At 60.3% G+C, this 25301-nt stretch carries 25 protein-coding genes and 1 pseudogene; 15 read left to right on the top strand and 11 right to left on the bottom strand.

All coding sequences use genetic code 11. From position 1 onward, the window contains the following. The first annotated feature begins 10 nt into the window (after nt 1-10). The 3 genes from RI103_RS36725 (at nt 11) to RI103_RS36715 (ending at nt 4376) form a co-directional block, all read left to right on the top strand. Entirely contained in the window at nt 11-1231 is a 1221-nt protein-coding gene (locus RI103_RS36725; protein ID WP_310818956.1) for a fumarylacetoacetate hydrolase family protein, read from the top strand. Between the two features lie 71 nt (nt 1232-1302). Next, nucleotides 1303-2640 (top strand): MFS transporter, encoded by a 1338-nt coding sequence (locus tag RI103_RS36720; protein ID WP_310818955.1) that lies wholly within the window; start codon nt 1303-1305, stop codon nt 2638-2640. A gap of 170 nt (nt 2641-2810) precedes the next feature. Then, nucleotides 2811-4376, top strand: a complete 1566-nt coding sequence (locus RI103_RS36715; RefSeq protein WP_310818954.1) for an altronate dehydratase family protein — start codon at nt 2811-2813, stop codon at nt 4374-4376. Between the two features lie 51 nt (nt 4377-4427). Here RI103_RS36715 and RI103_RS36710 read toward each other — a convergent pair whose 3' ends face one another. The 3 genes from RI103_RS36710 to RI103_RS36700 all read right to left on the bottom strand — a co-directional run bounded on the left by RI103_RS36710 (nt 4428) and on the right by RI103_RS36700 (nt 8280). Continuing rightward, nucleotides 4428-5774: an MFS transporter gene (locus RI103_RS36710; RefSeq protein ID WP_310818953.1), complete on the bottom strand. Its 1347-nt coding sequence runs from the start codon at nt 5772-5774 to the stop codon at nt 4428-4430. An 81-nt stretch (nt 5775-5855) separates the two neighbouring features. After that, entirely contained in the window at nt 5856-6935 is a 1080-nt protein-coding gene (locus tag RI103_RS36705) for a Gfo/Idh/MocA family oxidoreductase (protein WP_310818952.1), read from the bottom strand. Nucleotides 6936-7224: 289 nt separating this feature from the next. Continuing rightward, the gene (locus tag RI103_RS36700; RefSeq protein WP_310818951.1) at nt 7225-8280 is read right to left on the bottom strand and encodes an aldo/keto reductase; all 1056 of its coding nucleotides are present in this window, start codon (nt 8278-8280) and stop codon (nt 7225-7227) included. A 202-nt stretch (nt 8281-8482) separates the two neighbouring features. On the opposite strand from RI103_RS36700, the gene RI103_RS36695 reads away from it, so the two are divergent. The 3 genes from RI103_RS36695 (at nt 8483) to RI103_RS36685 (ending at nt 11375) form a co-directional block, all read left to right on the top strand. Further along, nucleotides 8483-9394 (top strand): LysR family transcriptional regulator, encoded by a 912-nt coding sequence (locus RI103_RS36695; protein ID WP_310818950.1) that lies wholly within the window; start codon nt 8483-8485, stop codon nt 9392-9394. A 174-nt stretch (nt 9395-9568) separates the two neighbouring features. Continuing rightward, nucleotides 9569-10423 (top strand): SDR family NAD(P)-dependent oxidoreductase, encoded by an 855-nt coding sequence (locus RI103_RS36690; RefSeq protein WP_310818948.1) that lies wholly within the window; start codon nt 9569-9571, stop codon nt 10421-10423. A 16-nt stretch (nt 10424-10439) separates the two neighbouring features. Then, nucleotides 10440-11375 (top strand): SMP-30/gluconolactonase/LRE family protein, encoded by a 936-nt coding sequence (locus tag RI103_RS36685; RefSeq protein WP_310818946.1) that lies wholly within the window; start codon nt 10440-10442, stop codon nt 11373-11375. An 82-nt stretch (nt 11376-11457) separates the two neighbouring features. Here the strand turns inward: RI103_RS36685 and RI103_RS36680 are convergent, their stop codons facing one another. The 3 genes from RI103_RS36680 to RI103_RS36670 form a co-directional block, all read right to left on the bottom strand. Continuing rightward, the gene (locus RI103_RS36680; RefSeq protein ID WP_310818945.1) at nt 11458-11655 is read right to left on the bottom strand and encodes a tautomerase family protein; all 198 of its coding nucleotides are present in this window, start codon (nt 11653-11655) and stop codon (nt 11458-11460) included. A gap of 101 nt (nt 11656-11756) precedes the next feature. Continuing rightward, entirely contained in the window at nt 11757-12179 is a 423-nt protein-coding gene (locus tag RI103_RS36675) for a hypothetical protein (RefSeq protein ID WP_310819337.1), read from the bottom strand. A 214-nt stretch (nt 12180-12393) separates the two neighbouring features. After that, nucleotides 12394-13344 carry an oxidoreductase gene (locus RI103_RS36670; protein WP_310818944.1) on the bottom strand — a complete coding sequence of 317 codons (951 nt, stop codon included), beginning with the start codon at nt 13342-13344 and terminating at the stop codon, nt 12394-12396. Nucleotides 13345-13544: 200 nt separating this feature from the next. Here RI103_RS36670 and RI103_RS36665 point away from each other — a divergent pair. Both RI103_RS36665 and RI103_RS36660 read left to right on the top strand, forming a co-directional pair. Further along, nucleotides 13545-13834: pseudogene (locus RI103_RS36665) on the top strand (cupin domain-containing protein); the annotation flags it as partial. Nucleotides 13835-13946: 112 nt separating this feature from the next. Next, on the top strand, nt 13947-14372 hold the full coding sequence (locus tag RI103_RS36660) for a hypothetical protein (protein WP_310818943.1): 426 nt from the start codon (nt 13947-13949) through the stop codon (nt 14370-14372). Between the two features lie 18 nt (nt 14373-14390). On the opposite strand, the gene RI103_RS36655 is transcribed toward RI103_RS36660, so the two are convergent. From RI103_RS36655 to RI103_RS36635, 5 genes are all read right to left on the bottom strand, one after another. Continuing rightward, nucleotides 14391-14990, bottom strand: a complete 600-nt coding sequence (locus RI103_RS36655; RefSeq protein ID WP_310818942.1) for a short chain dehydrogenase — start codon at nt 14988-14990, stop codon at nt 14391-14393. Between the two features lie 188 nt (nt 14991-15178). Continuing rightward, nucleotides 15179-15619, bottom strand: coding sequence for a YkgJ family cysteine cluster protein (locus RI103_RS36650; RefSeq protein WP_310818941.1), 441 nt, complete (start codon nt 15617-15619; stop codon nt 15179-15181). A gap of 182 nt (nt 15620-15801) precedes the next feature. Beyond that, the gene (locus RI103_RS36645) at nt 15802-15933 is read right to left on the bottom strand and encodes a hypothetical protein (RefSeq protein WP_310818940.1); all 132 of its coding nucleotides are present in this window, start codon (nt 15931-15933) and stop codon (nt 15802-15804) included. Next, nucleotides 15930-16076: a hypothetical protein gene (locus RI103_RS36640; RefSeq protein ID WP_310818939.1), complete on the bottom strand. Its 147-nt coding sequence runs from the start codon at nt 16074-16076 to the stop codon at nt 15930-15932. Before RI103_RS36640 ends, RI103_RS36645 begins: the two co-directional genes overlap by 4 nt. Nucleotides 16077-16293: 217 nt before the next feature. Beyond that, nucleotides 16294-17079 (bottom strand): alpha/beta hydrolase, encoded by a 786-nt coding sequence (locus RI103_RS36635; protein WP_310818938.1) that lies wholly within the window; start codon nt 17077-17079, stop codon nt 16294-16296. A gap of 902 nt (nt 17080-17981) precedes the next feature. Between RI103_RS36635 and RI103_RS36630 the strand changes: the two genes are divergently transcribed. The 7 genes from RI103_RS36630 to RI103_RS36600 all read left to right on the top strand — a co-directional run bounded on the left by RI103_RS36630 (nt 17982) and on the right by RI103_RS36600 (nt 24985). Next, on the top strand, nt 17982-18377 hold the full coding sequence (locus RI103_RS36630; RefSeq protein ID WP_310818937.1) for a hypothetical protein: 396 nt from the start codon (nt 17982-17984) through the stop codon (nt 18375-18377). Nucleotides 18378-18468: 91 nt separating this feature from the next. Continuing rightward, nucleotides 18469-20781 (top strand): outer membrane protein assembly factor BamA, encoded by a 2313-nt coding sequence (bamA, locus tag RI103_RS36625; protein ID WP_310818936.1) that lies wholly within the window; start codon nt 18469-18471, stop codon nt 20779-20781. 415 nt (nt 20782-21196) lie between these two features. Further along, nucleotides 21197-21541: a hypothetical protein gene (locus tag RI103_RS36620; RefSeq protein WP_310818935.1), complete on the top strand. Its 345-nt coding sequence runs from the start codon at nt 21197-21199 to the stop codon at nt 21539-21541. 31 nt (nt 21542-21572) lie between these two features. Continuing rightward, complete coding sequence (locus RI103_RS36615; protein ID WP_409077060.1) at nt 21573-21797, top strand: substrate-binding domain-containing protein; 225 nt, start codon at nt 21573-21575, stop codon at nt 21795-21797. A gap of 185 nt (nt 21798-21982) precedes the next feature. Further along, a complete protein-coding gene (locus RI103_RS36610) occupies nt 21983-23116 on the top strand; it encodes a porin (RefSeq protein ID WP_310819336.1) in 1134 nt (377 codons plus the stop codon). 214 nt (nt 23117-23330) lie between these two features. Next, on the top strand, nt 23331-23717 hold the full coding sequence (locus RI103_RS36605) for a potassium channel family protein (RefSeq protein ID WP_310818934.1): 387 nt from the start codon (nt 23331-23333) through the stop codon (nt 23715-23717). A 212-nt stretch (nt 23718-23929) separates the two neighbouring features. Beyond that, nucleotides 23930-24985 (top strand): methyl-accepting chemotaxis protein, encoded by a 1056-nt coding sequence (locus RI103_RS36600; protein WP_310818933.1) that lies wholly within the window; start codon nt 23930-23932, stop codon nt 24983-24985. Nucleotides 24986-25301 lie beyond the last annotated feature (316 nt).

Genomic DNA, 25301 nt, shown 5'->3' with positions numbered 1-25301 from the left:
GGAGACAGACATGACATCCTCGCTTTCACTCAGCGTTGCGGACACGCTTCCGTCGGACGGGTTGTCCGGCACACTTGTCGGCCGCGCCTGGGTTCCCGCCACGAAATCAATGCCCGCTGGTCCCGCTGTCGTTGTCTTGCGCGCCGATGGCGTGTTCGACATTTCCGATGCGGCACCGACCATCAGCAGCCTGCTGGAGCGGGACGATCCGGTCACGACGGTGCGAGCCGCAAGTGGCCGCTGGATCGGCGGGCTGGACACGATCATCGCCAATACGGCCGATGCGGCCGGCGCTACGGTGCGCGACCCGGAGCGCGTCCATCTGCTCGCGCCTTGCGATCTGCAGGTCATCAAGGCAGCAGGGGTGACCTTTGCGGCGAGCCTGCTTGAACGCGTGATCGAGGAGCAGGCCAAGGGCGATCCGCAAGGCGCGGTGCGCGTGCGGGAGCAGATCAGGTCGCTGGTCGGTGATAGTCTCACGAGCATCCGGCCGGACTCCGCCGAGGCACGCGAATTGAAGGCGCTGCTAATCGAGCAGGGGCTATGGTCCCAATACCTGGAAGTCGGAATCGGCCCTGACGCGGAGGTCTTTACAAAAGCGCCGGTGTTGTCAGCTTTGGGTACGGGCACGGAGATCGGGCTGCATCCGAATTCGGTGTGGAACAACCCGGAGCCGGAAATCGTGCTGTCGATCGACAGCCGCGGCCGCACGCTCGGCGCGACCTTGGGCAACGACGTTAATTTGCGCGACTTCGAAGGACGCAGTGCGCTTCTGCTCGGCAAGGCGAAGGACAACAACGGCTCGTGTGCGATTGGGCCTTTCCTGCGGCTGTTCGACGAGACTTTCTCGATCGGCGATGTGCGCCGCGCGACGGTCGATTTGCGCGTTGAGGGCAGCGACGGTTATGTGCTGCGAGGCAGGAGTTCAATGGATCAGATCACGCGCGATCCACTCGACCTCGTTTCGCAGACGATCAGTGCGACACATCAATACCCCGATGGCGCGCTGCTGTTCCTCGGGACGCTATTTGCACCGATCGAAGACCGCGATGCCGCTGGCGCGGGCTTCACGCACAAGCTGGGCGATATCGTGAAGATTTCGAGCCGGCAGCTCGGCACGCTGGTCAACCGGGTGAATTACAGCGACCGCATCGAGCCGTGGACCTTCGGCGTGCGCGCGCTGATGGCGAATCTTGCTGCACGAGGACTGCTCGGCGCAACGGCTCTCTGATCGGCATCCGAACCCGCTGCGACCCGCCATAACAGACCGGCATACCCGGCTTCCTCAAGGAGACAGACGAGATGCAGACTCAACACGTTGCACAAGAGCCGTTGCAAAGCGCGGTGCGCAAGGCGCGCCTGCGCCTCGCGCCCTTCCTCGCGCTGATGTTTGCGCTATCGATGCTCGACCGTTCGAACGTGGGGTTTGTCAAACAGGCCCTTCAAGTCGATTCGAATATCGGCAACGCGGCATTTGCGCTCGGCGCCGGGATCTTTTTCATCGGCTATGCGGTCTTCGAGATCCCGAGCAATCTGATGCTGCATCGGGTGGGTGCGAAGCTCTGGCTGAGCCGCATCATGGTCACCTGGGGGCTTGCCTCGGCGGCGATGATGTTCGCGCACAACGAGACCTCGTTCTATGCACTGCGTTTCATTCTGGGCGTCGCCGAAGCGGGTTTTTCGCCGGGCGTCATCCTCTATTCCACGTACTGGTTCCCCGCACGCGAACGCGGCAAGGCGCTAGGCATCTACTACTTCGGTTTACCGGTGGCGCTCGTGCTGGGGAGTCCGCTGTCGGGCTATTTGATGGAAGTCATGGGTGGCCGTCTCGGGCTGCACAACTGGCAATGGATGTTCCTCATCGAAGGTCTTGCTGCGTCAGTTGTCGGCATCATTGCGTTCTTCTATCTGGTCAGCAAACCGCGCCACGCGAAGTGGCTGACGCCGGCCGAAAAAGACGCCCTGGAAAACGCCATCGCAGCGGAAGACCGGCACAAGGTCGCGCATGGCCCGGCTACCGCGCTGAGCGCACTGCGCAACTGGAACGTGCTTCGCTTTGTGTCGATTTATTTCGCCATTCAGGTCAGCGTGTATGGCGTCATTTTCTATCTGCCGACGCGGATCTCGGAGCTGACCGGTACCGCCATCGGCTCGAAGGTCGGGCTACTGACCGCCATTCCCTGGCTGTGCGCACTCATCGCACTGCGCTTTATCACTGGCTATGCGGACGCGAACGGGAAGCATCGGCAGGTTGCCGCCGCGATGCTGGCGGCCGCCGCAGCAGGGATAGCATTGTCGACCCTCGGTAACCACACCGGACCCGTGCTCGTCGCATTCTGTATCGCGACGGTGGGCTTCGTTGTCGTTCAACCGCTCTTCTGGACCTTGCCGACGGCCTACCTGAGCGGCACCGCGGCAGCGAGCGGCATTGCAATGATCGGCGCGCTCGGCAATCTCGGCGGCTTCATCGCGCCGACTCTGAAGACGGCGGTGGAGACGCTCTTCCATAGCCCACGTGCTGGCATGTTCACCCTGGCATTGGCAGGTGTCATCGGCGTGCTTCTGCTTCTGAGCATCGGCGTGCATTCACGCCGCGTAACCGGAGCGCCGCTAGGCTCGCCCGAAGCGACGCTTCGCTAGGCGCATGCGGCCACGCTGCGCACGATTTAACCGGAAATTCACATGAGCTTTCTCGGACATCATTTCATCGACGGACGGCGCAGCGATTGCGCATCGAATACTCCGCTCTTCAGGCTTGATGCGCCAGCCGGCGCGGCAGTGCGCGCAGTGCGGATCGAGGAGGCCGCGTCATGACATTCGACGCTGAAAACGCAATCGCCGATGCTTCGGCAACCGTAGAGCCGATCGTGCAACTGCATCCCGATGACGATGTCGTCATCGCGCGGCACCAGCTTGTCGCGGGCATGCGTATCCGCGGCAGTCTCGCCGTACGGGGGTTGATCCCGGCGGGTCATAAGCTTGCCGTCCACGCTATCGAAGCGGGTGCACTGGTACGGCGCTACGGCCAGATCATCGGCTTTGCGACACGTGGCATCGAAGCCGGAGAGCATGTGCACACCCATAACCTTGCCATGGGCGGCTTCGATCGAGACTACGCGTTCGGCGCGGACGTGAAGCCCGAGCTGACGCCTGCAGCGTCGGCACGATTCATGGGCATAGTACGCGCCGACGGGCGTGTCGCGACGCGCAACTACATCGGCATTCTGACCTCGGTGAATTGCTCCGCGACGGCGGCTCGCGCCATTGCCGATTATTTTCGTCGCGATATCCACCCGCAAGCGCTTGCGGACTATCCAAACGTCGACGGCGTGATCGCGCTGACGCACGCTCAAGGCTGCGCGATCGATTCCGAAGGCGAAGCGCTGGATATGATCCGGCGCACCCTCGGCGGTTACGCACGGCATCCTAATTTCGCCGGCGTACTGATCGTGGGGCTGGGCTGCGAAACCAATCAGATCGACCGGCTTGTGCAAAGCCAGGGTCTTACACCAGGCGCAGCGCTGAAGACGATGACCATTCAGGCGACCGGCGGTACGGCGCGCACGGTGGCGGCGGGCATCGAACAGGTCAAGGCAATGCTCGTGGAAGCGAACAACGTGCAGCGCGAGCCTGTCGATGCAAAGCATCTGGTGATCGGTTTGCAATGCGGCGGCTCGGATGGCTATTCCGGCATTACTGCAAATCCGGCGCTCGGCGCGGCAGTCGATCGTCTGGTGTTGCAGGGCGGAACGGCGATTCTTTCCGAAACCCCCGAGGTTTACGGCGCAGAACATCTATTGACGCGCCGGGCCGTGTCTCGTGAAGTCGGCGAAAAGCTCATCGAACGGATTCATTGGTGGGAAAGTTACTGCGCGCGCATGAATGCCGATCTGAACAACAATCCATCGGCCGGGAACAAGGCCGGTGGGCTGACAACGATTCTCGAAAAGTCGCTTGGCGCCGTGGCGAAAGGTGGCACGACCAATCTCGTCGACGTGTACCGGTACGCCGAACTGGTTCGTACCCATGGTCTCGTTTTCATGGACACGCCGGGCTATGATCCGGTTTCGGCGACCGGGCAGGTCGCGGGTGGAGCAAACCTGATCTGCTTCACGACTGGCCGAGGCTCCGCGTATGGTTGCGCGCCGTCGCCGTCGTTGAAGCTGGGAACCAATACCGCTTTGTGGCTGCGCCAGGAAGAGGACATCGACCTGAATTGCGGGTCGATTCTCGACGGCGAACGAACGGTCGACGAACTCGGTGAAGAAATCTTCCAGCTCATGCTCGCGACCGCGTCGGGCCAGGCGTCGAAAAGCGAGATTCACGGATACGGCCAGAATGAATTCGTGCCCTGGCAGATTGGCGCCATCACATAAGGTGGCGTTTGCGTTCCCCTCGCTCGGCCTGCGTTAGTCGTTCTCTTGAGCCTAGTTCGACTGCGTGACCGGGTACGCTTCCGCCTCGCGCTTTTTCGGCGGCACGATCATTTCGATTTTGCCGACAAGGAAGATATACGAAAGGATGCCCACAACGGCGACGATCGAGACGTACCACATTGCATAGTGGAAGCTATGCGTACGCTGCAGAATCATGCCGAAGACAATGGGCGTGGCAATGCCGGACAGATTGCCGAACAGATTCAGGAAGCCGCCCATCGTACCGATGAAATTGCGAGGAATGACGTCCGTAAATACCACCCAGCCGAGATTCGCGACATTGTTTCCAAAAAAGGCCAGCGACAGGATCCCGATCGCAATGACGGGCTGGTCCTCGAAGAAATTGACGGTGACGATCATGGCCGTCAATACGAGCCCAACGATCACCGGCAACTTGCGCGCGAGGGTGACCGATTTACCTTTTTTCAGGAGGCTGTCACTGAGGAAGCCGCCCGCCAGCATGCCGACCATCGCCATGAGATAGGGAATGGATGCGCCGAGTCCCGCTTTGGACAGCGTGAGATTCAATGCCTTTTCCAGGTAGACGATGAACCATGTCATGAAGAAGATCAGCGTCGAGTTGTAGGCGAACTGCGTGATGAACAGGCCCCAGACAGTTTTGTTCTTGAGGAAGTACAGGATGTCGTCTCTCTCGACCACGGTGCTGACGGCGGCCTGATCCTGAGATCCGTAGCCACCGCCGGCCTTGATAAGGTCGAGTTCGGCCTGACCGGTTTTCCTGCTGTCTTTCGGGTCGCGATAAACGATCAGCCAGTACACTCCAAAGACGATCCCCACTCCGCCCGTTGCATAGAACACCGCTTGCCAGCCGTAACGGCTCGTCAGAAAAGTCAGGACAGGCGTGAACAAGGCGAGACCGATGTATTGCGAACTGATATACGTCGCGGTCGCCCGTGCGCGTTCGTTCTTCGGAAACCAGTTGGCGACGATCTTCGTATTCGAGAGATACGACGGCGCTTCAGCGAGGCCAATCAGGGCGCGGCAGACCAGCAGCACCGCAAACGAGGCGCCCAGGGTCGCGAAGAGATGATGTGAAGCAAAGCCCATCGCGAAGGTGCAGGTGCTCCAGATGACTATGGCACTGCCGTATAGCACCCTCGATCCGATTCGATCAAGGAGATACCCGACAGGAAGTTGGGCGGCCGCATAAGTCCATGTGAACATCGAAAAGAGCAGGCCGAGCTGGGTCGGCGAAAGGCCGAATTCCCCCTGGATCCTGCTGCCTGCGATCGAGAGATTCGCACGATCCATGTAGTTGATGGCCGTGACTACAAACAGTAAAAAGACGATGAAATATCGGGTTCTTGTTGTTTTCATGATTTCGCATTCAAGAAGCTGGCCGGAGGCTCGCTCAAACATGCGTTGCCCGCATGGCACTCCGGCGATTCGTTTTTTTGCTTAGAGTGGGAGTTTTACAACCGCATTGCTTTGCGTGCTGCGATAGATGGCTGTGAACAGTTCTACGGTCTTGCGGCCGTCCAGGCCGTCGATCAAAGGCTTCGTGTCGTTGAGAACGGCAGTCAGGAAATCATCTATTTGTCGCTCGTGATAGAAGTACAGGGAATCCTCGGAATTGAAAGTCTCCGCATCCGCGTTTTTCCACTCGGCAAGCATCCCTTCTTCGTTCTTGATCGTCCAGATATCGTTGTAAGGCGGTTCGGTGATGGTCGACACACCGGCGATGAACATCGCGCCCCCGTCCGTCTGCACGCCGACCGACGCACCGTTGTCGCCGTGAATATGGACCTTGCCGTACAAGGCAGGATTCTGTGCGTTGCTGACCAGAATGTTGGCAATCGCGCCGCTTTTGAACTTGACGATGGCCGCTGCGGTGTCTTCAACCTCGATGTAGTCGTGGTTGACGTTCTTCCATACTCCGTAGACTTCATCGATATCCCCCAGATACCAGAGGAGCAGATCGAGCTGATGAGGCGCCTGGTTCACGAGCACGCCGCCTCCTTCGCCAGCCCACGAGCCACGCCAGGGATCGCTCTCGTAGTACTGGCGGTCGCGCCATCCGAGCATGACGACGTTGCCGATCACTGGGCGGCCGATCTTGCCGGCATCGATGGCCTGCTTGATGCGCATCGCGGACGGATAAAAGCGCCGTTGGCACACGACGCCGACCGTACGCTGGTGTTCTTCCGCGCATGAGAGGATCGCATCGCAGTCTTCGAGCGACGAAGCGAGGGGCTTCTCGATGAGAACGTGACAGCCGCTTCTCAAGGCGGCGATCGCAACGGAAGCGTGCTGAGGATGCGGAGTGCAGATGCATACGACGTCGACCTGCGCGGTCTCCACCATCTCTTCGACGCTATCGTACGCATGCACGCCGTATTGTTGGGCGAAGGCCTTTGCCCGGTCGAGAGAGGTGCTGCACACCGCGACGAAGTCCGAATTCTCGAGTTTCGCGAGCGCCCGGGCATGGAAATGACCGACCTTTCCGCAACCGATGATGGCCGTCCTGAGTTTTTTCATGGTGATTCGGTGTTACGTGGTTAGTTTTAATGTGAGTGAAGCGCGGCTGCCACCGGTCGGGTGGCAGCGCACCATGTCGGTGGTGGACTGCGTGATGCCACGCGTGAAGGGGACATCCGTCGGCTCGATGGCGCGGCGGCCCCAGGACGGCGCGCCACGGTCGAGTGTCGTGGCTGCAAGCACAAGTCGGCTTCGCGATGGCACGACCGCGATCCGCGCGAGATCGACATCCGCGAATGACGGACGATCTTTCAGAGCGGCCGGAAGCCGGTGCCGGCCGCGTCACAATCTACGCGTTGAGATGGGGCTCCAGCAGCGACAGGTCCGCAGGCGAAAGACGATCGTGCGCGGTCCGCGCCTGATGCCAGTACGGGTAGAGCAGGGGCGGCGCGCTCACCTTGTCGAGCCGCTCGCGCTGTTCGGCGCTCAGCCGGAGATTCGCCGCGCCGAGGTTGTCGAGCAGCTGCTTCTCGTTGCGTCCGCCAATGATGACCGAGGTGACCGCGGCGCGCCCGAGCGTCCATGCGAGCGCGACCTGAGCGGCCGAGACATTCAGCTCGCCAGCGATTTCAACAAGCGTGTCGACAATCGACCACAGTCGTTCGGCGTCGCGGATTGGCGGCTCCGTCCAGCCGGCGAGCTGACGCGTACCCTCGGGCGTCGCGTCGCGACGGTGCTTACCTGACAGGAGGCCGCCTGCGAGCGGGCTCCAGACGAGAATGCCCAGGCCTTGATCGAGCGCAATCGGCGCGAGTTCGTATTCCGCTTCGCGTGCTTCGAGCGTGTAATGGATCTGTTGGCTCACGAAGCGCGGCACACGATCGCGTTCGCTCACATGCAACGCCTTCATAAGGTGCCAGCCTGAATAGTTCGAGCAGCCGACATAGCGGACCTTGCCGTGCCGTACGAGCAGGTCGAGCGCTTCAAGTGTTTCTTCGAGCGGCGTGAGTCCGTCCCATTCGTGCACCTGGTAGAGATCGATCACATCCGTCTTGAGACGGCGCAGGCTCGCCTCGCAGGCTTCTATCAAATGATGCCGCGACAGACCCCGGTCGTTCGGGCCGTCACCCATGGGAAAGCGGGCTTTCGTCGCGATCAGCACGCCACCTTTGCGCTTTCCGCCGAGCGCCTGACCGACGATTTCCTCCGACGCACCGTTCGAATAGACATCAGCGGTATCGATCAGGTTGACGCCCGCATCGATGCACATGTCGATCTGCCGGCGCGCCTCGTCGAGGCCAACCTCGCCGACGCTGGCGAATTTGCCTTTGCCGCCCATCGTCATCGTGCCTAGCGTGATGGTCGACACCTTCAGGCCCGAACGGCCAAGTTGACGGTAGTCCATGATGCGATCTCCATGTATGTTGCGAGGATTGACAACCGGCGTGCGGCCGTGATTTCCATTACGCCCGCATTTCGCGCCTGGCGCTCTTTCACGTCTTCAGACATTCGACGATAACGGAGATTGAATCACCATTCCAATAGAAAGATATGATTCAATTGTGCGGTTTCCGTGATTAATCGTCTCTGCAAGAAAGAGTGTCAACGTGGATCTGAAGCAGCTGGAACATTTCGTGGCGGTCGCGGAAGAGCGGCATTTCACGCGCGCGGCGCGGCGCCTGAACCTCGTGCAGTCCGGATTGTCCGCATCGATCCGCTCGCTGGAAGAAGACCTGGGCGGACCATTGTTCAATCGCAGCACCAGGCGAGTCGCCTTGACGCCCGCCGGCGAAGTGCTGTTCGCAGAAGCGCAGCGGGTACTGGCTGCGGCGCGCGACGCGCGACATGCTGTCACGCAGGTTCACGGTCTCTCACGCGGTCGGCTGAGTATCGGTGCGATTCACGGACTCGCGCCTTTCCTCGACCTGCCCGCTTCTCTGGGGCAGTTTCGGGCCGCGTTCGGCGGGATCGACATCGAATTGACACTGGACGGCTCGCGTGCGTTGATCGACGAGGTAGGGGAAGGTCGCCTCGATCTCGCGTTCACACAACCACCGGATACGTCGCTCGACGATCTCGGATCGCACATGTTCGCATGCGAAGGAATGGTGGTCGTCTGCGCGAGGCATCATCGACTTGCGGGCGCCAGCGGGCTGGCGCTGGCCGATCTCGTCGACGAAACATTCGCCGACCTGCGCCCGGAGTGGAGCGTGCGGCGGCTCGTCGATCGATGCTTTGCGGCGGCAAGTCTGCAGCGTCGCACCAGCTTCGAGGTCAACGACATGCCGATGTTGCTTGAACTGGCCGCACATGGGCTTGCGATCAGCATGGTGCCCGAATCCGTGGCCGCCGCGCGAGGGGGCACGCGCGGCGCGCCGGTCGCAACGGCGCGGCTGCGCGAAGCCGAGGAGCCCTGCTGGGAACTCGCGGCGGTTTTTAAGGGCAGCGCGGGAGAACCGCTCATACCTGTCGCCCGTGCTTTTCTCGACTTGCTCAAGTTGCCCGCGGTGGCGACCTGACGCTCGACTGGCTCCGCGCGGCGGTACTGCGCCATGCTTCGCGACGCTCCCCAATGCGAGTCCCGTGCGTCACGCGAAAAAAAGTTCATGCTAGGATCGCCGCCTCACTGTTTCAACGGCTCGGGATCGTAGTCGCTTGTCGGCGCCGCGATTCCGGCACCAAGGAGAATTCTGATGACTCATTCTGCCCTGACTCCGGGCGCCGTCGCCGTCATCACCGGCGGCGCCGCCGGCATCGGCCTGGCTGCTGCCAAACGCTTTGCGCAGCTTGGGCTGCGTGTCTGCATTGCTGATCTCGGCGCCGACCGCGTCGCGCGGGCCGTGGAGGAAGTCGCCGCGCTGGCCGCAAACGGTACGCAAGACGTCTTCGCGGTTGAGACCGACGTCAGCGTCGCCGACGATGTTCGCCGCCTGCACGCGACCGTCGTCGAACGCTTTGGCGGAGCGGACTTGCTGATGAACAATGCCGGCATTCAGCCCGGCAGCGGGATGTTCGGTCCAACCGGGAACTGGGAGCGCGTGCTGGGTGTCAATCTGTGGGGTGTGATCCATGGTACGCAGGTCTTCGTGCCGGACATGATCAAGCGCGGTCGTCCGGGGCTCGTGATCAACACCGGTTCCAAGCAAGGCATTACCACGCCGCCGGGCGACCCCGCATACAACGTGGCCAAGGCCGGTCTGAAAGCATTCACCGAAGCGCTGCAGCATGAACTGCGCAACACCGCCGACTGCCAGATTAGCGCTCATCTGCTGATTCCTGGCTTCGTGTTCACGGAACTGACTCGCAACGGCCGCGTGGAAAAGCCCGCCGCCGCATGGACGCCGGAGCAGACCGTCGATTTCATGTTCGAGCGTCTCGACGCCGGCGACTTCTACATACTGTGCCCCGACAACGACGTGCCGCGTTCGCTCGACGAATTGCGCATTCTGTGGGCGGCGGGCGATATCGTCGAGAACAGGCCCGCGTTGTCGCGCTGGCATCCGGACTATGCTGGGGCATTCCAGGCGTTCATCAAGCAGCCCCGTTGACTCGAGGGTCGGCGCTATGTGGCAACAAAGTGAAACCTATCCCGATCCCGCAGTGGAGGTGCTCGATCCGCGCTTCCTGAAATACCGGATCACGAGCGCGGCGGTCGAGCGGCTCGCGACTGGCATGCGTTTCGGTGAAGGACCGGTGTGGTTCGGCGACGGCCGCTTCCTGTTGTGGAGCGACATTCCGAACAACCGCATCATGCGGTGGGACGAGGAATCCGGTGCGACGTCGGTATTTCGCAAGCCCTCGGGTTACGCGAACGGCAATACACGGGACCGCCAGGGTCGGCTGATCACCTGCGAGCACGGCAACCGGCGTGTGACGCGCACTGAGTACAACGGCGCGCTGACTGTGCTGCTCGACCGCTTTGAAGGCAAGCGGTTGAATTCGCCGAACGACGTGGTCGTGAAGAGCGACGACAGCATCTGGTTCACTGATCCGCCGTTCGGCATCTCCAACAACTATGAGGGTGTCAAGGGCGAGCCCGAGCTGCCGACCAACGTGTACCGCCTCGACCCGGCCACCGGCCGGGCGGAGGTGGTCGCCGACGACATCGTCAATCCGAACGGCATCTGTTTTTCGCCTGACGAACGCCGCCTTTATATTGTCGAATCGGGCTCGAAGCCGCGGCGCATCCGTGTGTATGACGTCGAGGACGGTCGGCGCCTCGTGCGCGGGCGCGTCTTCGTCGATGCGGGCGAGAACGGTGCGCCAGACGGTTTCCGTTGCGACACGGACGGTAACCTGTGGGCCGGGTGGGGCACCGGACCGGGACTCAATGGTGTGATGATCTTCGCGCCGGACGGCGACGCGATTGGCCGCATCGCGCTGCCCGAACGCTGTGCGAACGTCTGCTTCGGCGGCGCGGCTTACAACCGGCTGTTCATGGCCGCCGGACAGTCACTGTACGCGTTATATGTCGATGCGACTGCGGCGGTGGCGACCTGAGCGCGCCGGTGGATTGCGTCCGCGGCCGGTCGGCCGCGGCGCAACCGCATGCCGGTCGGCCGGCATGCGGATTCATGTGGGTTCAAGAGGTGTGCTGGCGCTCGCTGAACGGAATGCCGCCTCTTGACTTGGAGTCTGGGGCAGACTCCACGATCTGCACGACAACCTGTTCGGCGGCGACGCCGAGGCTGTCCACCACCACTTTGGTAATCCCCGTCATCAGCGCTTTCTTCTGCTCGGCTGAGCGGCCTGCTACTGCGTAAACAACGACTTCCGGCATAACGTACTCCTGCGGGTTGGCATGGAACTGCAGCTGCAATCATAGCGGCACCGCACGACGCGCGCTTGAGCCCGGCCCGCATTAGGCCGCCTTACGCTGCCTTACGCAGCGTTCGTCAGAAGGTCGGCGTTGAGGCCGAATTGACGCGCGATCGATTGCAGCCTGTCGCCCCATTCCCAGACACCGAAGACGTCATGCACGTTTTGCAGGCAGCTCAGCAGGTTGACCGTCTGCGGGTCGTATACGTTGATCTTCGAACGCAGTAGCGCTCTTTTCAGCGCGGCGACACCCACGTCCATATAGGCGGGCACTTCGTGCCTTTGCTTGCTGACGTAGTGAATGGGAACCCCTTCCATCGCCGTCAAGTAGTCGCGTGGCTTGATCAGGTTGCCGACCGGACAGCCGCCGCCGTAACCGCGATATGCGCCGCCGCCGCGCGGCAGGAGCGCTGCTTCGCGCTGCCGGAAAAGATGCTGGACCGCCTGGTCGAAAATGACTTGATGGCTTAAAAATTCGAGAGTCATTCGGTTCTCCTGCCGCACCGCGGGCTGGCGTGCTCGCGGATTCTGTCGGAATGAGAGAAGGGTAGGTTCTGCCGGAGCGCAAATCTACTCTACGGGGGGTTATGCCGATGCCGCGTTAGCGTAACTTGCCTATACGGGGGTATAGGCAGCATGACCAGCGGTTTTGTCGACGTGTTCGAGGTCGCCTGATTTTTTCATCCAGTGCCGGACAGCGCTACGGGCGCAAGCGCACCTGAGCGAGCTCTTCGCACACCTGCCACAAATGGCCGGCAGTCGAAGCGTCCTTCGCCTGGCCGGCGACGCTGGCCTCGCCAATCCTGCTTCCGCGTGCCTCCAGAAGGCCTTGTGGACCGTAGTAGCCACCGTCGCGGACGTCACGCGAAGTAGCCGCGTAAAGGGTCGGCAGCGCGCCTGCGAAATCGGTGTTCAGTACGGCGCCGATGAAATGACTGAGGACGTCGCGGGCAACTCCTGAAATCGCGGAGCGATCCCCACCTCGAAACAGATTGGTGTTTGCGACGCCGGGGTGAGCGGCAACCGACATCAGGCGGGAATTCGCAGCGCGCAAACGCCGGTCGAGCTCGAACGCGAATATCAGATCCGCGAGCTTCGACTGCCGATAGGACCGCATCGGCGAATACGTCTTTCTGGATTGGAGATCATCGAAATCGATTTGTCCTCGCTTGTGCGCGATGGAAGCGATCGTGACGATCCGTGGTCGGTCGGGCGATCCGGCCGCAGCCAGTTCGAGAGCGGGCATCAGAAGCGCAGTCAATGCGAAATGACCGAGTACGTTGGTGCCAAACTGCAGTTCGAAGCCGTCGACTGTCTCGAGCCGTTTTGGCGGCGCCATGACGCCAGCGTTGTTGACCAGAATGTGAATGGGGCGCTGCTCGACGAGCTCCCGCCGCGCGAACTGGTGTACGGAGTCGAGGGAGGCGAGATCGAGAATCGCCAGTTCGGCGCGAGCGTCGGGTGCGGCGGCGTTCAGACGGGATAGGGCCTCTTCTCCGCGCTGTTGATCGCGGCATGCCAGAACGACCTGCGCCCCTTTGCGCGCCAGAGTCAACGCGGCATGGTAGCCGATCCCGCTGTTCGCTCCTGTGATGAGAACTCGCTTGCCGATCTGCGGCGCAATATCGGCTGTGGTCCACTGTCTATTCATGTGCTCCGGCTCGGCTTGGGATAGTCGCCTGCGAGACTACCATTAGTCCGCTTGGGGCGTCGCTATCAGCCAGGCAGCAGTTTCCGGCGATGCTGATCACCCAGGGGGCCGCGATGAAAAATCGTCGCAAAGTGCGACGCACGGTCAAACCTCGCAATAACAATGGATCAGAATCGCCGCTGATTGACATCCTGCCCAGGGACTCGGCGAACCTGTTTGCCAGACTCACCAACGTGACCGGAGGCCGTCATCTTGAGGTCATTCTTGTGAGATGCCGCCGGAGCAAGAGCGTTACGAAGTGACAACGCATGCTGGTGAGGAGTTTGTGTATGCGATCGCCGGTCAGGTGTCGCTGACGCCGGACGGCAAGACATTTGAGTTGCGCGCGGGAGATAGCGCGCATTACGAATCGACGCTGCCGCATAGCTGGGCAAATACCGCTCCCATCGAGTCGGTCGTCGTCTGGGTCGGTACACCCAGACTGTTGTAGACCGCGTACCGATCAACCCTGCAACTGACCGTTGCGTGTCCCTCCGTTCGCGTCGACCAGTGCCAAACACGCAACTAACGGTCTGCGAAAAATCGCCCACCCGACAAAAATCTTGCTCGATGTGCGCAGTGCCGCTGAATTCACCCGCGACGGCGCGCCCGCCGCAGTCCATGCGCCAGGCGGTCAACTGCTGCAGGCGACGGATCAGGCCATCGGCGCGCGCCGCGCGCGCGTGTTGCTGGTCGACCATGACAAGGTACGCGCGCCGGTTATCGCGAGCTGGCTCACGCAGATGGGGATCGAAACCGCGCTGGTTGCTTCTCGAGATGCTGCGGCCTTGCGGCGCCCTGCATCGGGCGACAGCCGAAACCTGGCGCTCGATGCCGTTTTCATCGACGCCAACGGGCTGCGCGAACTGCATGGCGCCCATGCCCTGCACCTGATCGATCTGCGCTCCAGCGCGGCTTACCGTACCGGCCACGCGGCAGGCGCGCGATGGTCGATCCGCCCGCCGCTCACTGACATCATTCGTTTATGACATGCCGGGTCCGCTCGCTTACCACTTCACGACCTGAATGACCTGGCCCGTGATGTCCTCGACCAGACTCTGCCTGTACGCGTGGGCCACGGCCTCGGCGGGAACGCCGGCAGAGCGGGCCTGGCCCATCGCGGCAAGTGTTTCGGAAACCCAGCCAGGGCTGACGACATTGACCCGTGCCTTGCCCTGCAGTTCGAGTGCAGCCGATCTGCCGAACGCCTCGACCCCGGCGTTCACGACACTCACGGCGGGGCTGCCTTTCATCGGATACTGGGCCAGGATGCCGCTGGTCAGTGTGAGGGAGCCACCTCGCGTAACATGGCCGAAGGAGCATCGGACGAGATTGATCTGACCCATCAGTTTGTTGGCCAGACTGAACGAAAGATCTTCATCGGTCAGCGATTCGAGTGGCGCGAATTTCGCCGAGCCTGCGGCGCAAATCACGGCATCCACGGTTCCGAGTTGCTGATACATGGACACGATGGATGCCTTGTCCGCGAGGTCGACGAACAGGTCTGAGCCTGTACGGCTGGCGCCGATGAGCTGGTGTTCGGGCGAAAGCAGGCGAACGACCTCTTTGCCGAGCAGTCCGGTTGCGCCGACTATGAGTACACGCATAGGTCCTCCTGGGTCTGGAATGCTCACGCCAGCGCGGAACGACGCATCACGCGAGGCGTGAGGAGAAAGGACGGGAATATCGTACTACCTCTCGCGGCAACGCGAGCACTACACGTCGTGCTTCGCCGCTGGCGGGCAAAAATGGCCCGTTGACTCTCGTAGAGAAACAGCACGCCATGTCCCGCCACTTACCTCTGCGCGACACCTGGCACATCAGACCGGGGCTTCAGCGGCAGTAGTCCGATATGCTTTCGCAGTCGCTGACAAGCAGGATTGGGTGTTCCGTCCTCGAGCCACACTCGATATTCGCGACATGGCGACGGCCGCAGCGGGTAAATTTCGCAGCGGATGCCAGGCTTGCCGACTATCCCGCGCAGGGCGATGCAGCGTCCGTGGCCGGCCTCCGTTCCCTTCATGCAGACAATGACTGGATTGACGGTAGAGACGAGTTCATCCGGGACCGTGCCGCCAGGTGAACTCGCCATTTCACCCATATACATCGACACACGGAAGTGCTGGCAACACGCTCCACACGACAGGCATGGGTTGCTTTCGTCGTCGGCCATATCCACGAAAACACGGTTGTCGTCCTGTACATGAAGTAGTTGAACGATTTTGCTGTTGGTCATATTCGATACTGAGCCGTTTATCGTACGGTCTAATTGCCGCGGCATCGCTTCGGAACTGCCTGGTAATGAAGCGTCGGACTCGCGTCCATTACTCCAAATGGCGCGAATGAGCGCAGCTGCGACTTGTCGGTCGCGACACGGCGACACGCGAATGCGCGCAAAAGCTGCATTCGTAAGGGCTATCAAATGTGCATGGGGAAATCAGGTACGACGCGCACCGTCTGCCGGCTGGCAAGACGGCGGCTGATCAAGAAGCGCGCGACGTCCTGCAGGTCAGACAGCGAAACTGCCCGAAAATCGACGACATCGATCACGCAAGGCGCCACTCCTTTGATTGACGTTCTCGAGATTCTAGGCGCGCGTCAAACTCGCGGGCAAGTAAAAAGGCTGTAAAGAACACCTTGGTGCTTTCGAATGAATACGGCTGATGGATGACAAGGCCGGCCTTGATGAGCATGGAGCGCGCCGCGTACTGTTCAGCTTGCGGCGCGCCCTAACACCGGGAGCGCTTCAATGTTGCGGCGCGCCTCCCCTCAACGCGCCTTCACATCATTCGCGTTGACCGCGAAGAAGTTGCGATACGGGTTGTCCGCTACCTTTTCCTGCGCGATGCGCTCCTGCATGCAAGCCCACACAGATTCCCAACTGGCCAGACAATGCAAGTCACTGTCAAATCAATTCCCGTCCGAAGCGGATGCGGCCATCGCGGTAGCGCCCGCCTTGTGACCCGCAGCCTCCAGAATCAGGTTCGCGACTTCTTGCGGATGAGACACGAGCGATAGATGACCGGCATCCAGTTCCACCGTCTTCGCCTTCATGCGCGCAGCCAGAAAGCGCTCCAGGTCCGGTGAAATCGTCTGGTCGTCCTTGGACACCGCATAAAATGTCGGCTTGTCATGCCAAGCCGCCGCGGTGGTCCGCTCGCCGAACAAGGAAGCAGCTGTCGGCCATTGTTCGGAATACAACGCTTTCGCTTTGTCAGGCGTGACGCCGTTTGCAAAATAGTCGAGGAAGGCACGCTCCGAAATGGTTGTTTGGCCTTCGTGATTTTGTACACCTGCGCGAACCGGCATCGTGGGAAACTTCGCCGAGAGCGCGACAAAATCCTCGCCCGCGCCAGGCGCGCGCGCAGCTACATACACGAGCGCCGACACTTTCGACTCCGTGCCGACATCGCTGATAACGGTACCTGCCCAGGAGTGTCCGACCAGCACTGTCGGACCATCCTGCAAGGCAAGCGCGCGACGCGTGGCCGCCTCCGAGTCCGCGAGCGACGAGAGCGGGTTCTGAACCGCGGTGACATGCATTCCGGCTGCCTGCAAACGCTCTACAACACCGTTCCAACTCGAGCCGTCCGCCCAGGCTCCGTGCACCAGAACGACATTATCTGCGTGCACCGGCTGCGTGGTCTGCGCGGAAACTTCATTAAAGAAAATGGGTGCGGACAGTGCAGCGAGCACGACCAGCTTTGCGATGGAGAGAGATTTCATATGGAATCCAAATAGATCGATGAGCGACGTGCTCAATCTCACGACCTGGCCGTGAGGCGGGGACATGTTTGTACACATGACTCAAACGTAAACCCGGCTTCGATCGGTTTATTCCAAACAATTTTTTAATCGAGCACGGCCACGCGACACATCTACGATGCCGGTATGCGTCGTTGCACCGACGGAGTGTCGTGCTCTAGTGACCGCCTTTTTCGCCGGCATTGCCTTGCACGTCGCCATGGAACGATCAGGCTACCTCGGTGTGTCGCCCGTGTCATTCAGCACATCCAGGGCTGCGCGACAAGCGCCGTCAAGCTGTTCGCGCATCAGGTCCTGCACATTCGGCAGCTGATTCACGATTGCATCGCGAATCCTGACTGTCTGGCTGAAAGACGCCTGCATGCGGCCGCCGCGCGCCATGGCGATGCGCCGCAGGCGGCATGACGTTGATGAGATCAGGTATTGCGCTCAGGCAGATGGAATAAGTTCCAGTGCCTGGCCGCTATGCCAAATATCCCCACCAGTTGCGGACGTCCACGAGACCCGAGAGAGGCGCCTCTGGCGAGCCCGTGGCGCGCTGCTGCCGGCGCGACGCCGAATTCCGATGGAAGCGGCGGTGCCGGCGCGGGCGCCGCCCCTTCTTCCGTTCTCCCCGCAACTGGCTGAACGAGACCTGACCATAAGCAGACAGGCTGCATACATGAATGGTCAAAGCCGTCGATCTTCTTTATCCAGAAAGAAACGTTACCTCCCATCAAATAGAAACAGTTTTAGAAGCTTACTGATTCGGAAGAAACGGTCGGTAATCCGTATGTAACGCCACGCGAGCGAAGTCGTACTACGCTCGATATCTGGCTCAAAGGAGTGCCCTCATGTCATCACCGCGCGCGTTCGCGATCGATTCGTTCCGTGGTTTCGAACTGACCGAAGACGGTCAGTATCTGACGTTGAATTGTAATGGGACCGACCGCATCGACTTGCATTGTTCGGCCATGCACGAACTGCTTGCGGCGCTTTCGAATGCCATCGGCTCGTCGGAGCGCATCCGCCACAAGAAGAAAAACGTGAAGTTCGCGATGCCTTGCGAAGCATGGACGCTAGGCAAGGATGCGGGCGGCGCACCTTATCTGATCTTTACGTTCCGCTTGCCCGGAGGAGCGGAATTGTCCTTTCAGTTGCATCGCTCCCAGGCTGCGCACATGACGGAGGTTCTCGCGCTAGCCACCGGATTGGCGAGGTCGGACGTCTCCGGGTTCAGGCTGCAATAAGGCACGAGTCCCTTCTCATCCGCACGTAGCGGGTTATCTATTCGTAAAAAGTCGATTGTGGTTTGAGCCGACTTTTTCTCTCGTGTCCTGTATGAACGCAAAGATTCTGTTTTCCCGTTGTACCAAGGTATTGGCCCTCGCTGGTTTGGGAGTGACGGCCGTCTCCGCGAACTCCGCAGAGCCGTTTGTGGTTCGCGATATCCGGCTCGAAGGCTTGCAACGCGTCGAACCCGGTACTGTGTTCTCGTACCTGCCGATCAAGCAAGGCGATACCTTTAGCGACGACAAGGCCTCGGAAGCGATCCGCACGTTGTACGCGACGGGCTTCTTCAACGACGTCAAGATCGCCACGGAAGGAGATTCCGTGATCGTGCAGTTGATCGAGCGCCCCGCGATCGGCACGATCGATTTTTCGGGCATTCACGAGTTTGATAAGGACAATCTGACCAAGGCGCTGAACGCCGTCGGCCTGTCATTGGGTCGCTATTACGACAAGGCGCTCGTCGACAAATCCGAACAGGAACTGAAGCGCCAGTACCTGACCCGTGGCTACTACGCCGCTGAAGTCACGACGACGGTCACGCCGATCGACCGCAACCGTGTGGGTCTACTGTTCTCGGTTGTCGAAGGTCCGAGCGCGAAGATCCGCGAGATCAACTTCATCGGCAACAAGGTGTTCAGCGAAAGTACGCTGCACGACGAAATGCAGTTGTCCACGCCGAACTGGTTCTCGTGGTACACGAAGAACGATCTGTACTCGAAAGACAAGCTCACCGGCGACCTCGAAAACGTCCGCTCGTATTACCTGAATCGGGGCTACCTCGAATTCAACATTGAGTCGACCCAGGTGTCGCTCACGCCCGATAAAAAGGACATGTACCTGACGGTGACGCTGCACGAAGGCGAACCGTACACGATCAAAAGCATCAAGCTGGCGGGCAATCTGCTCGACCGCGAGCCGGAGCTGGCCAAGCTCATCAAGATCAAGCCGGGCGAGCGCTTCTCGGCTGAAAAGCTGCAAGCCTCCACCAAGGCCATCGTCGACAAGCTCGGCGAATACGGCTATGCGTTCGCCACCGTCAACGCGCAGCCGCAGATCGATCAGGAACACCATACGGTCGACCTGACGCTGCAAGTAGACCCGAGCCACCGCGTCTACGTGCGCCGCATCAACGTGATCGGCAACACGCGCACCCGTGACGAAGTGGTGCGCCGCGAAATGCGCCAGATCGAAAGCTCGTGGTTCGATTCGAACCGCCTCGCGCTGTCGAAAGACCGGATCAACCGTCTCGGCTACTTCACGGATGTCGACGTGACCACGGTGCCGGTGGAAGGCACACCGGACCAGGTCGATGTGAACGTCAAGGTGACCGAGAAGCCGACCGGCGCGATCACGCTGGGCCTGGGTTATGGCTCGGGCGAAGGGCCGATCATTTCAGCGGGTGTGTCGCAAGACAACGTGTTCGGCTCAGGGACGAGCCTTGCGCTCAACGTCAATACGTCATCGACGTACCGCACGCTGACCGTCACTCAGGTTGACCCGTACTTCACGGTCGACGGCATCAAGCGCATTACCGACGTGTATTACCGAACCAGCGAGCCGCTCACATTCTCGAGCACGAACGACTCGAGCTTTCGAATCATTACGATGGGTGCCGATCTGAAGTTCGGGGTTCCGTTCTCGGAATCCGACATGGTGTATTTCGGTCTGGGTATCGAACAAAACCGGCTCGACGTCGACGCTACGACGCCGCAAAGCTATATCGACTACGTCAAAGAGTTCGGCCGTGTGTCGAACAACGTGCCGATCACGATTGGCTGGTCGCGAGACGACCGTGACAGCGTGCTCGTGCCGAGCCGCGGCTACTACACGCAGGCGAATGCCGAATACGGCACACCGATCGGCGGCACGCAGTACTACAAGACGGACCTGCAGGCACAGTACTACTACTCGTTCGCACGCGGATTCGTCCTCGGACTGAACTTCCAGGGTGGCTACGGCAATGGCATCGGCAACCCGTATCCGATCTTCAAGAACTACTACGCGGGCGGTATCGGTTCGGTGCGTGGTTATCAAACTGGCTCACTGGGTCCGCGCGACGCGACGACGGGCGACCCTATAGGCGGTTCGAAGATGGTTGTCGGCAACGTCGAGGTGACGTTCCCGTTGCCGGGCACTGGATACGACCGGACGCTGCGTGTCTTCACGTTCCTTGACGGCGGCAATGTATGGGGTTCCGAAGGCAACAGCATCGGCGCGAACGGCTTGCGCTACGGCTACGGCCTGGGCCTTGCATGGATCTCGCCGATCGGACCGCTGAAGCTCAGCCTCGGCTTCCCGGTCGTCAAACACACTGGCGATCAGTACCAGAAGTTTCAGTTTCAGATCGGGACGTCGTTCTAGCGAGGTCACGTTTTTGCCGATGCCGCGAACCGGTCAGCGCCTGATGTGGTTAGCCGTCGAGTTTTTGCAGGAAACACGACGTAACAAACCCATGCCGCACTGGGGGCCGGCAAGCGGAATAGCGTCAGCCGGCGGCGCGTTTTACATTCAGCAGATCCGCGTCGGCGTGTACATTCACATGCTCCGGCAAATGCGCTCTGCGAGGCGAACCGACGGGGTCTTCACGGTGTCGGCGCGGCGGTCCGCGTCGTGGCACCGGACCGTCGAAGAGGACGGAATCATGCGTAAATTCATTGGGGTCGCAATGCTGCTTTGCGGTTGTGTCGCATGCACGACGCCGGTGGCGTCGCAACTCGCCCCAGCTGTTCCGCTGGACGGGACGGCGACTACATCGACTGTGTCGCCCACGTGCCGTATGGTCAACGGCACGGCGGATGTCGATGGCACTACACAGAACATATCAGGGCTTGCATGCAAGCAGCCCGACGGCACCTGGCGGATCCAGCAGCAGGGCACGGACGTCGAGATGGGCGACGTTTATCCGCCGCCCGTGTATGCATATTATCCCTATTACGACCCGTGGTTTTATGGGCCGCCTGTGGCGTTCGGCTTCGGTGCGTCGTTCGTCTTCGTCGATCGTTTTCATCATTTCCATCATGGCCGCTTCGGACCGCACGGCGGCTTTCATGGTGGCTTTCATGGAGGTGGCAATTTCCATGGAGGTGGCGGTTTTCACGGAGGCGGCGGAGGGCACCGTTAGCGGATGGCCTGGTCAATAGCGATCGAGTCGAATCACTCGCGGCCGTACCAGTCGGCAAATCCTGTTCATGGTGCGCAAGGGCAACCCAAAGCATGTCCATGACTTGCCGGACTTGCGTGGGCCGGGAGTGGACGTCGGGACGCCCGACTCAAGCCGTCCCGGCAACGGCAAGCTGAGCGCCCTCGCTGCGTCGTTTATGAAATCTTTGCAAGAAGGAGCAAAGTCTTTCGGTGAACCGCAATGGCAATCCCCATAGAATCTTCAAGCTGCGGATACGCGGGTGGAAAGTGGATCACATTCACGGGCCAGCCACACCTTTGGTGCCGGGGGCTCTCGTTGAACCCTCGTTGCATGAACGGCGCGTTATCCGGATTTTTGTTGAGCCGGGATCATGCACACATCATGATTCCTTCTTGGGGCATTGCCTGGAGTGTAAAACAAGTGAAGAAGAAGATTATCGGCGCAGCAGCTTTGTCAGTCTTTGCGGCGGCGGCTCATGCGCAAAGCAGCGTCACCCTTTATGGATTGATCGATACAGGTATCGTCTACACGAATAACCAGGGTGGCAGCAGCGCGTGGCAGGAACAAAGCAGCATGCTGTCGAACGAAGTATGGGGTCTGCGGGGGAGTGAAGATCTAGGTGGCGGTCTGCACGCGATCTTCCGTTTGGAGAACGGCTTCAATATACAGAACGGCAAGACCACGTACTCGGGTACGATGTTCGGCCGTCAGGCTTTTGTCGGTCTGCAGAGTGACCAATATGGAACGCTGACTTTCGGCCGGCAATACGACTCGGTAGTCGATGTTCTGGGGCCGGTCGCATTGGCGAACAACGGCGACGGAAACAACCTGGCTGCACATCCGTTCGACAACGACAACGTAGACGACTCGTTCTATATCAACAACTCGGTCAAGTACGCGAGTCCGACTTATCGGGGGCTGCAGGCAGAGGCGCTGTACGGTTTCAGTAATGCGGCTGGTGGCTTTGCGGACAATCGCGCCTACAGTTTCGGTGTGACGTACAACAACGGTCCGATCAGTCTTGCGGCGGCTTACCTTCAACTGAATAACGGTTCGCTTTCGGGTACCGGGGCAGTGTCGAACAATGACTTCGTCAATTTCCCCGCCGCGCGCCAGCGCGTGATGGGGGTCGGCGGCAACTACACGATTGGTCCGGCGACTATCGGCTTGCTGTGGACGCACACGCTGTTCGACAATACGCAGCCGGGTGCGAACTCCGTGATCGCGCAGTCGTTCGACAGCCTGCATTTCGACAACTACGAAGCCAACGTGCACTATACGCTGACACCTTCGATTTCTCTCGCCGGTGCTTACACGTTCACTCAAGGCGCCTTTGCCGGAACCACGGGTTCGGCGGACCCGAAGTGGCATCAAGTGACACTGATGGCAGACTACTCGTTCAGCAAACGCACCGATGTCTATGTCGAGGGTGTCTACCAGCATGCATACGGAGCCGCTGGCTCTGCGTTCGAGGGCGCGTTTATCAACGGCCTGGCGCAAGCTTCAACAGGCAACCAGGTGGCGGCGACGGTAGGCTTGCGTACGCGCTTCTAACGGACGCAGTGTCTGTTCAGCGTGGACACGCGCTGGATCATTACGTCGGCACATCGCCCGTACGCCGGGATGGATGTTGCCGACGTATTGATCCAGCGTCTTCGGTTCACGGGCACCTTGCCATACACGGTTTGGACGATTATTCACGATCCTGAAGTAGTATCGATTTCAGGCTTCGTAAAAGAGAAGCCTGAAAATCCGTGAGGTTCATGACATGAATGATGCCGCCAAAGAGGCTGTGAGCGCCCGAATCCAGCCGCAAGAGGCAATTGCCGAGTTTGCCAAGATCCTCTGGCACCTGCGCGCCATTCTGGTGATGCTGGGGATACTTTTCTTCATTTTGTCGGTCGCCATGTACTACGTTGGCGGGGCTGTCGATGTAGCCACGCGCACGCCATCATCGCCTGGTCAAACCTTCTACTTTTGCGCGGTCACGGCGCTGACCATCGGCTATGGCGACGTGGTACCGACCACCGCGTCTGGTCGGATCGTCGCGATTTCACTTGGACTGCTCGGTGTGTTGATAACGGGTGTGGTCACTGCTTCCGCCGTGTACGCCATCCAGGTGGCGGCGCATCGTGCCGGACTACGGCCTCACTAGGCACGCACCCGTTGTGAAGTTCGATGCGACGGCTGCAATCGGCAACAACAAATGCACAGCGTCGGTGCGCACAAAAATGGCGCATTGAAGCGCCGATATATCGGTCGTTTTTTCCTCAAGTATCTCTAACAGCGTGCCGTTAATGCCGATTAATTATTCGAGTCGGCGGGGAGCGAGGGCTCCCACTCCGCACGCAACTGAGAGATACGAAAATGTCCATAGAGCAGGCAAAGCCTCGTCAATCGTCCGACGGGGCAGTTATCGCCGAGTTGACCCGCGAAGTGCGCAAGATATCCAGAGATAAGATCGCTGATATCGACCTGATCAATCGCGAGGCGACCTATCTTGCCATCAACGCGTTAATCGAAGCTGCTCGTGCTGGAGAAGCCGGCCGTGGCTTTGCGGTCGTCGCAAACCAGGTCAAGAACGTGTCCGGCCGGATCGGGCAACTCACCGGCGAACTCGGTAAGGAATTGGCCAGCATCAGCGAACGTATGGTGACGGAACTCGAGCGACAACAGGGCCGCCGTCTGACCGATCTTGCGTTGAACATGATCGACGTGATCGATCGCAATCTTTACGAACGGTCATGTGATGTGCGTTGGTGGGCAACCGACGCAGCGGTTGTCGATTGCATGACGACTGGATCGGCGGCGGCTGCCGCTCATGCGGCGAAGCGGCTGTCGGTCATCTTGGATAGCTATACCGTCTACCTCGACATCTGGGTACTGGATATCGAGGGGCGCGTCGTTGCGAATGGAAGACCCTCGCTGTTCCCAGTCGTCGACACAGTGAACGCAGCCCAGCATGACTGGTTCGCTGCGGCGCTCGCTACGCGGTCCGGCGATGAGTACGCAACCGCCAACGTCGACAGAGCCGCGGGATTGAACGGCGCGCAGGTTGCCACCTATGCGACGGCGATCCGGCAGGACGGTGCGAGTGACGGAAAGGTCGTCGGCGTTCTGGCCGTGTTCTTCGATTGGGCCAAGCAGGCCTCGACCGTCGTCAATAGCGTCCGCTTGACCAATGGAGAGCGGGAGCGCACGCGCTGCATGATCGTCGACGCAAGCGGTCGAGTGATCGCCTCTTGCGCAACAGCGGAGCACGAGAGTGTGCGCTTCGACCTGCCACGGAACGCTGCTGATTTCGGAACTTACCGGACGGCAGGAGGATCGCTTGTCGGATATGCGCTGACACCCGGCTATGAAACCTATCGCGGTATGGGCTGGTTCGGCGTTATCGAGCAACAGCCGGAGCAAACAACGTAACTATCGGCATGAACACACGCGGGTCAGGTCATCTGCAATAGTGGCCCAGGTCCCGCGTGGGGCCGATAGTTGCCGAGGGCTGTCACTCCACCTGAGTACCCCTTTTCCGAAACGTGGCGCTCATCCAGCGCGACACGTACTGAATACGTGTTAGTCGCGACCCAACTTTCACTCGAATATTCGTCGGCCACGCGGCGACACATCGTCGGATCCGCGTCCCTCAAAGACCGCTGAAACTCCCGCCAGACAAGGCTTCTTGCAACGTGGCACGGACTCTGCACTACACAGCGTCCAGCCGTAGCACGACTCGCCCATC

The sequence above is a fragment of the Paraburkholderia sp. FT54 genome (assembly GCF_031585635.1).
Taxonomy (GTDB): Bacteria; Pseudomonadota; Gammaproteobacteria; order Burkholderiales; family Burkholderiaceae; genus Paraburkholderia.
This window is presented reverse-complemented; position numbering and strand designations above follow the sequence as displayed.

Excerpts from the sequence above, each read along its gene's own strand:
- RI103_RS36725 (WP_310818956.1), top strand. The coding sequence starts at position 11 with ATGACATCCTCGCTTTCACTCAGCGTTGCGGACACGCTTCCGTCGGAC.
- RI103_RS36690 (WP_310818948.1), top strand. The coding sequence starts at position 9,569 with ATGACTCATTCTGCCCTGACTCCGGGCGCCGTCGCCGTCATCACCGGC.
- RI103_RS36680 (WP_310818945.1), bottom strand. The coding sequence starts at position 11,655 with ATGCCGGAAGTCGTTGTTTACGCAGTAGCAGGCCGCTCAGCCGAGCAG.
- RI103_RS36630 (WP_310818937.1), top strand. The coding sequence starts at position 17,982 with ATGTCATCACCGCGCGCGTTCGCGATCGATTCGTTCCGTGGTTTCGAA.
- RI103_RS36700 (WP_310818951.1), bottom strand. The coding sequence starts at position 8,280 with ATGGACTACCGTCAACTTGGCCGTTCGGGCCTGAAGGTGTCGACCATC.
- RI103_RS36670 (WP_310818944.1), bottom strand. The coding sequence starts at position 13,344 with ATGAATAGACAGTGGACCACAGCCGATATTGCGCCGCAGATCGGCAAG.
- RI103_RS36705 (WP_310818952.1), bottom strand. The coding sequence starts at position 6,935 with ATGAAAAAACTCAGGACGGCCATCATCGGTTGCGGAAAGGTCGGTCAT.
- RI103_RS36620 (WP_310818935.1), top strand. The coding sequence starts at position 21,197 with ATGGTCAACGGCACGGCGGATGTCGATGGCACTACACAGAACATATCA.
- bamA (WP_310818936.1), top strand. The coding sequence starts at position 18,469 with ATGAACGCAAAGATTCTGTTTTCCCGTTGTACCAAGGTATTGGCCCTC.
- RI103_RS36720 (WP_310818955.1), top strand. The coding sequence starts at position 1,303 with ATGCAGACTCAACACGTTGCACAAGAGCCGTTGCAAAGCGCGGTGCGC.
- RI103_RS36715 (WP_310818954.1), top strand. The coding sequence starts at position 2,811 with ATGACATTCGACGCTGAAAACGCAATCGCCGATGCTTCGGCAACCGTA.
- RI103_RS36605 (WP_310818934.1), top strand. The coding sequence starts at position 23,331 with ATGAATGATGCCGCCAAAGAGGCTGTGAGCGCCCGAATCCAGCCGCAA.
- RI103_RS36650 (WP_310818941.1), bottom strand. The coding sequence starts at position 15,619 with ATGACCAACAGCAAAATCGTTCAACTACTTCATGTACAGGACGACAAC.
- RI103_RS36710 (WP_310818953.1), bottom strand. The coding sequence starts at position 5,774 with ATGAAAACAACAAGAACCCGATATTTCATCGTCTTTTTACTGTTTGTA.
- RI103_RS36685 (WP_310818946.1), top strand. The coding sequence starts at position 10,440 with ATGTGGCAACAAAGTGAAACCTATCCCGATCCCGCAGTGGAGGTGCTC.
- RI103_RS36600 (WP_310818933.1), top strand. The coding sequence starts at position 23,930 with ATGTCCATAGAGCAGGCAAAGCCTCGTCAATCGTCCGACGGGGCAGTT.
- RI103_RS36675 (WP_310819337.1), bottom strand. The coding sequence starts at position 12,179 with ATGACTCTCGAATTTTTAAGCCATCAAGTCATTTTCGACCAGGCGGTC.
- RI103_RS36655 (WP_310818942.1), bottom strand. The coding sequence starts at position 14,990 with ATGCGTGTACTCATAGTCGGCGCAACCGGACTGCTCGGCAAAGAGGTC.
- RI103_RS36640 (WP_310818939.1), bottom strand. The coding sequence starts at position 16,076 with ATGCTCATCAAGGCCGGCCTTGTCATCCATCAGCCGTATTCATTCGAA.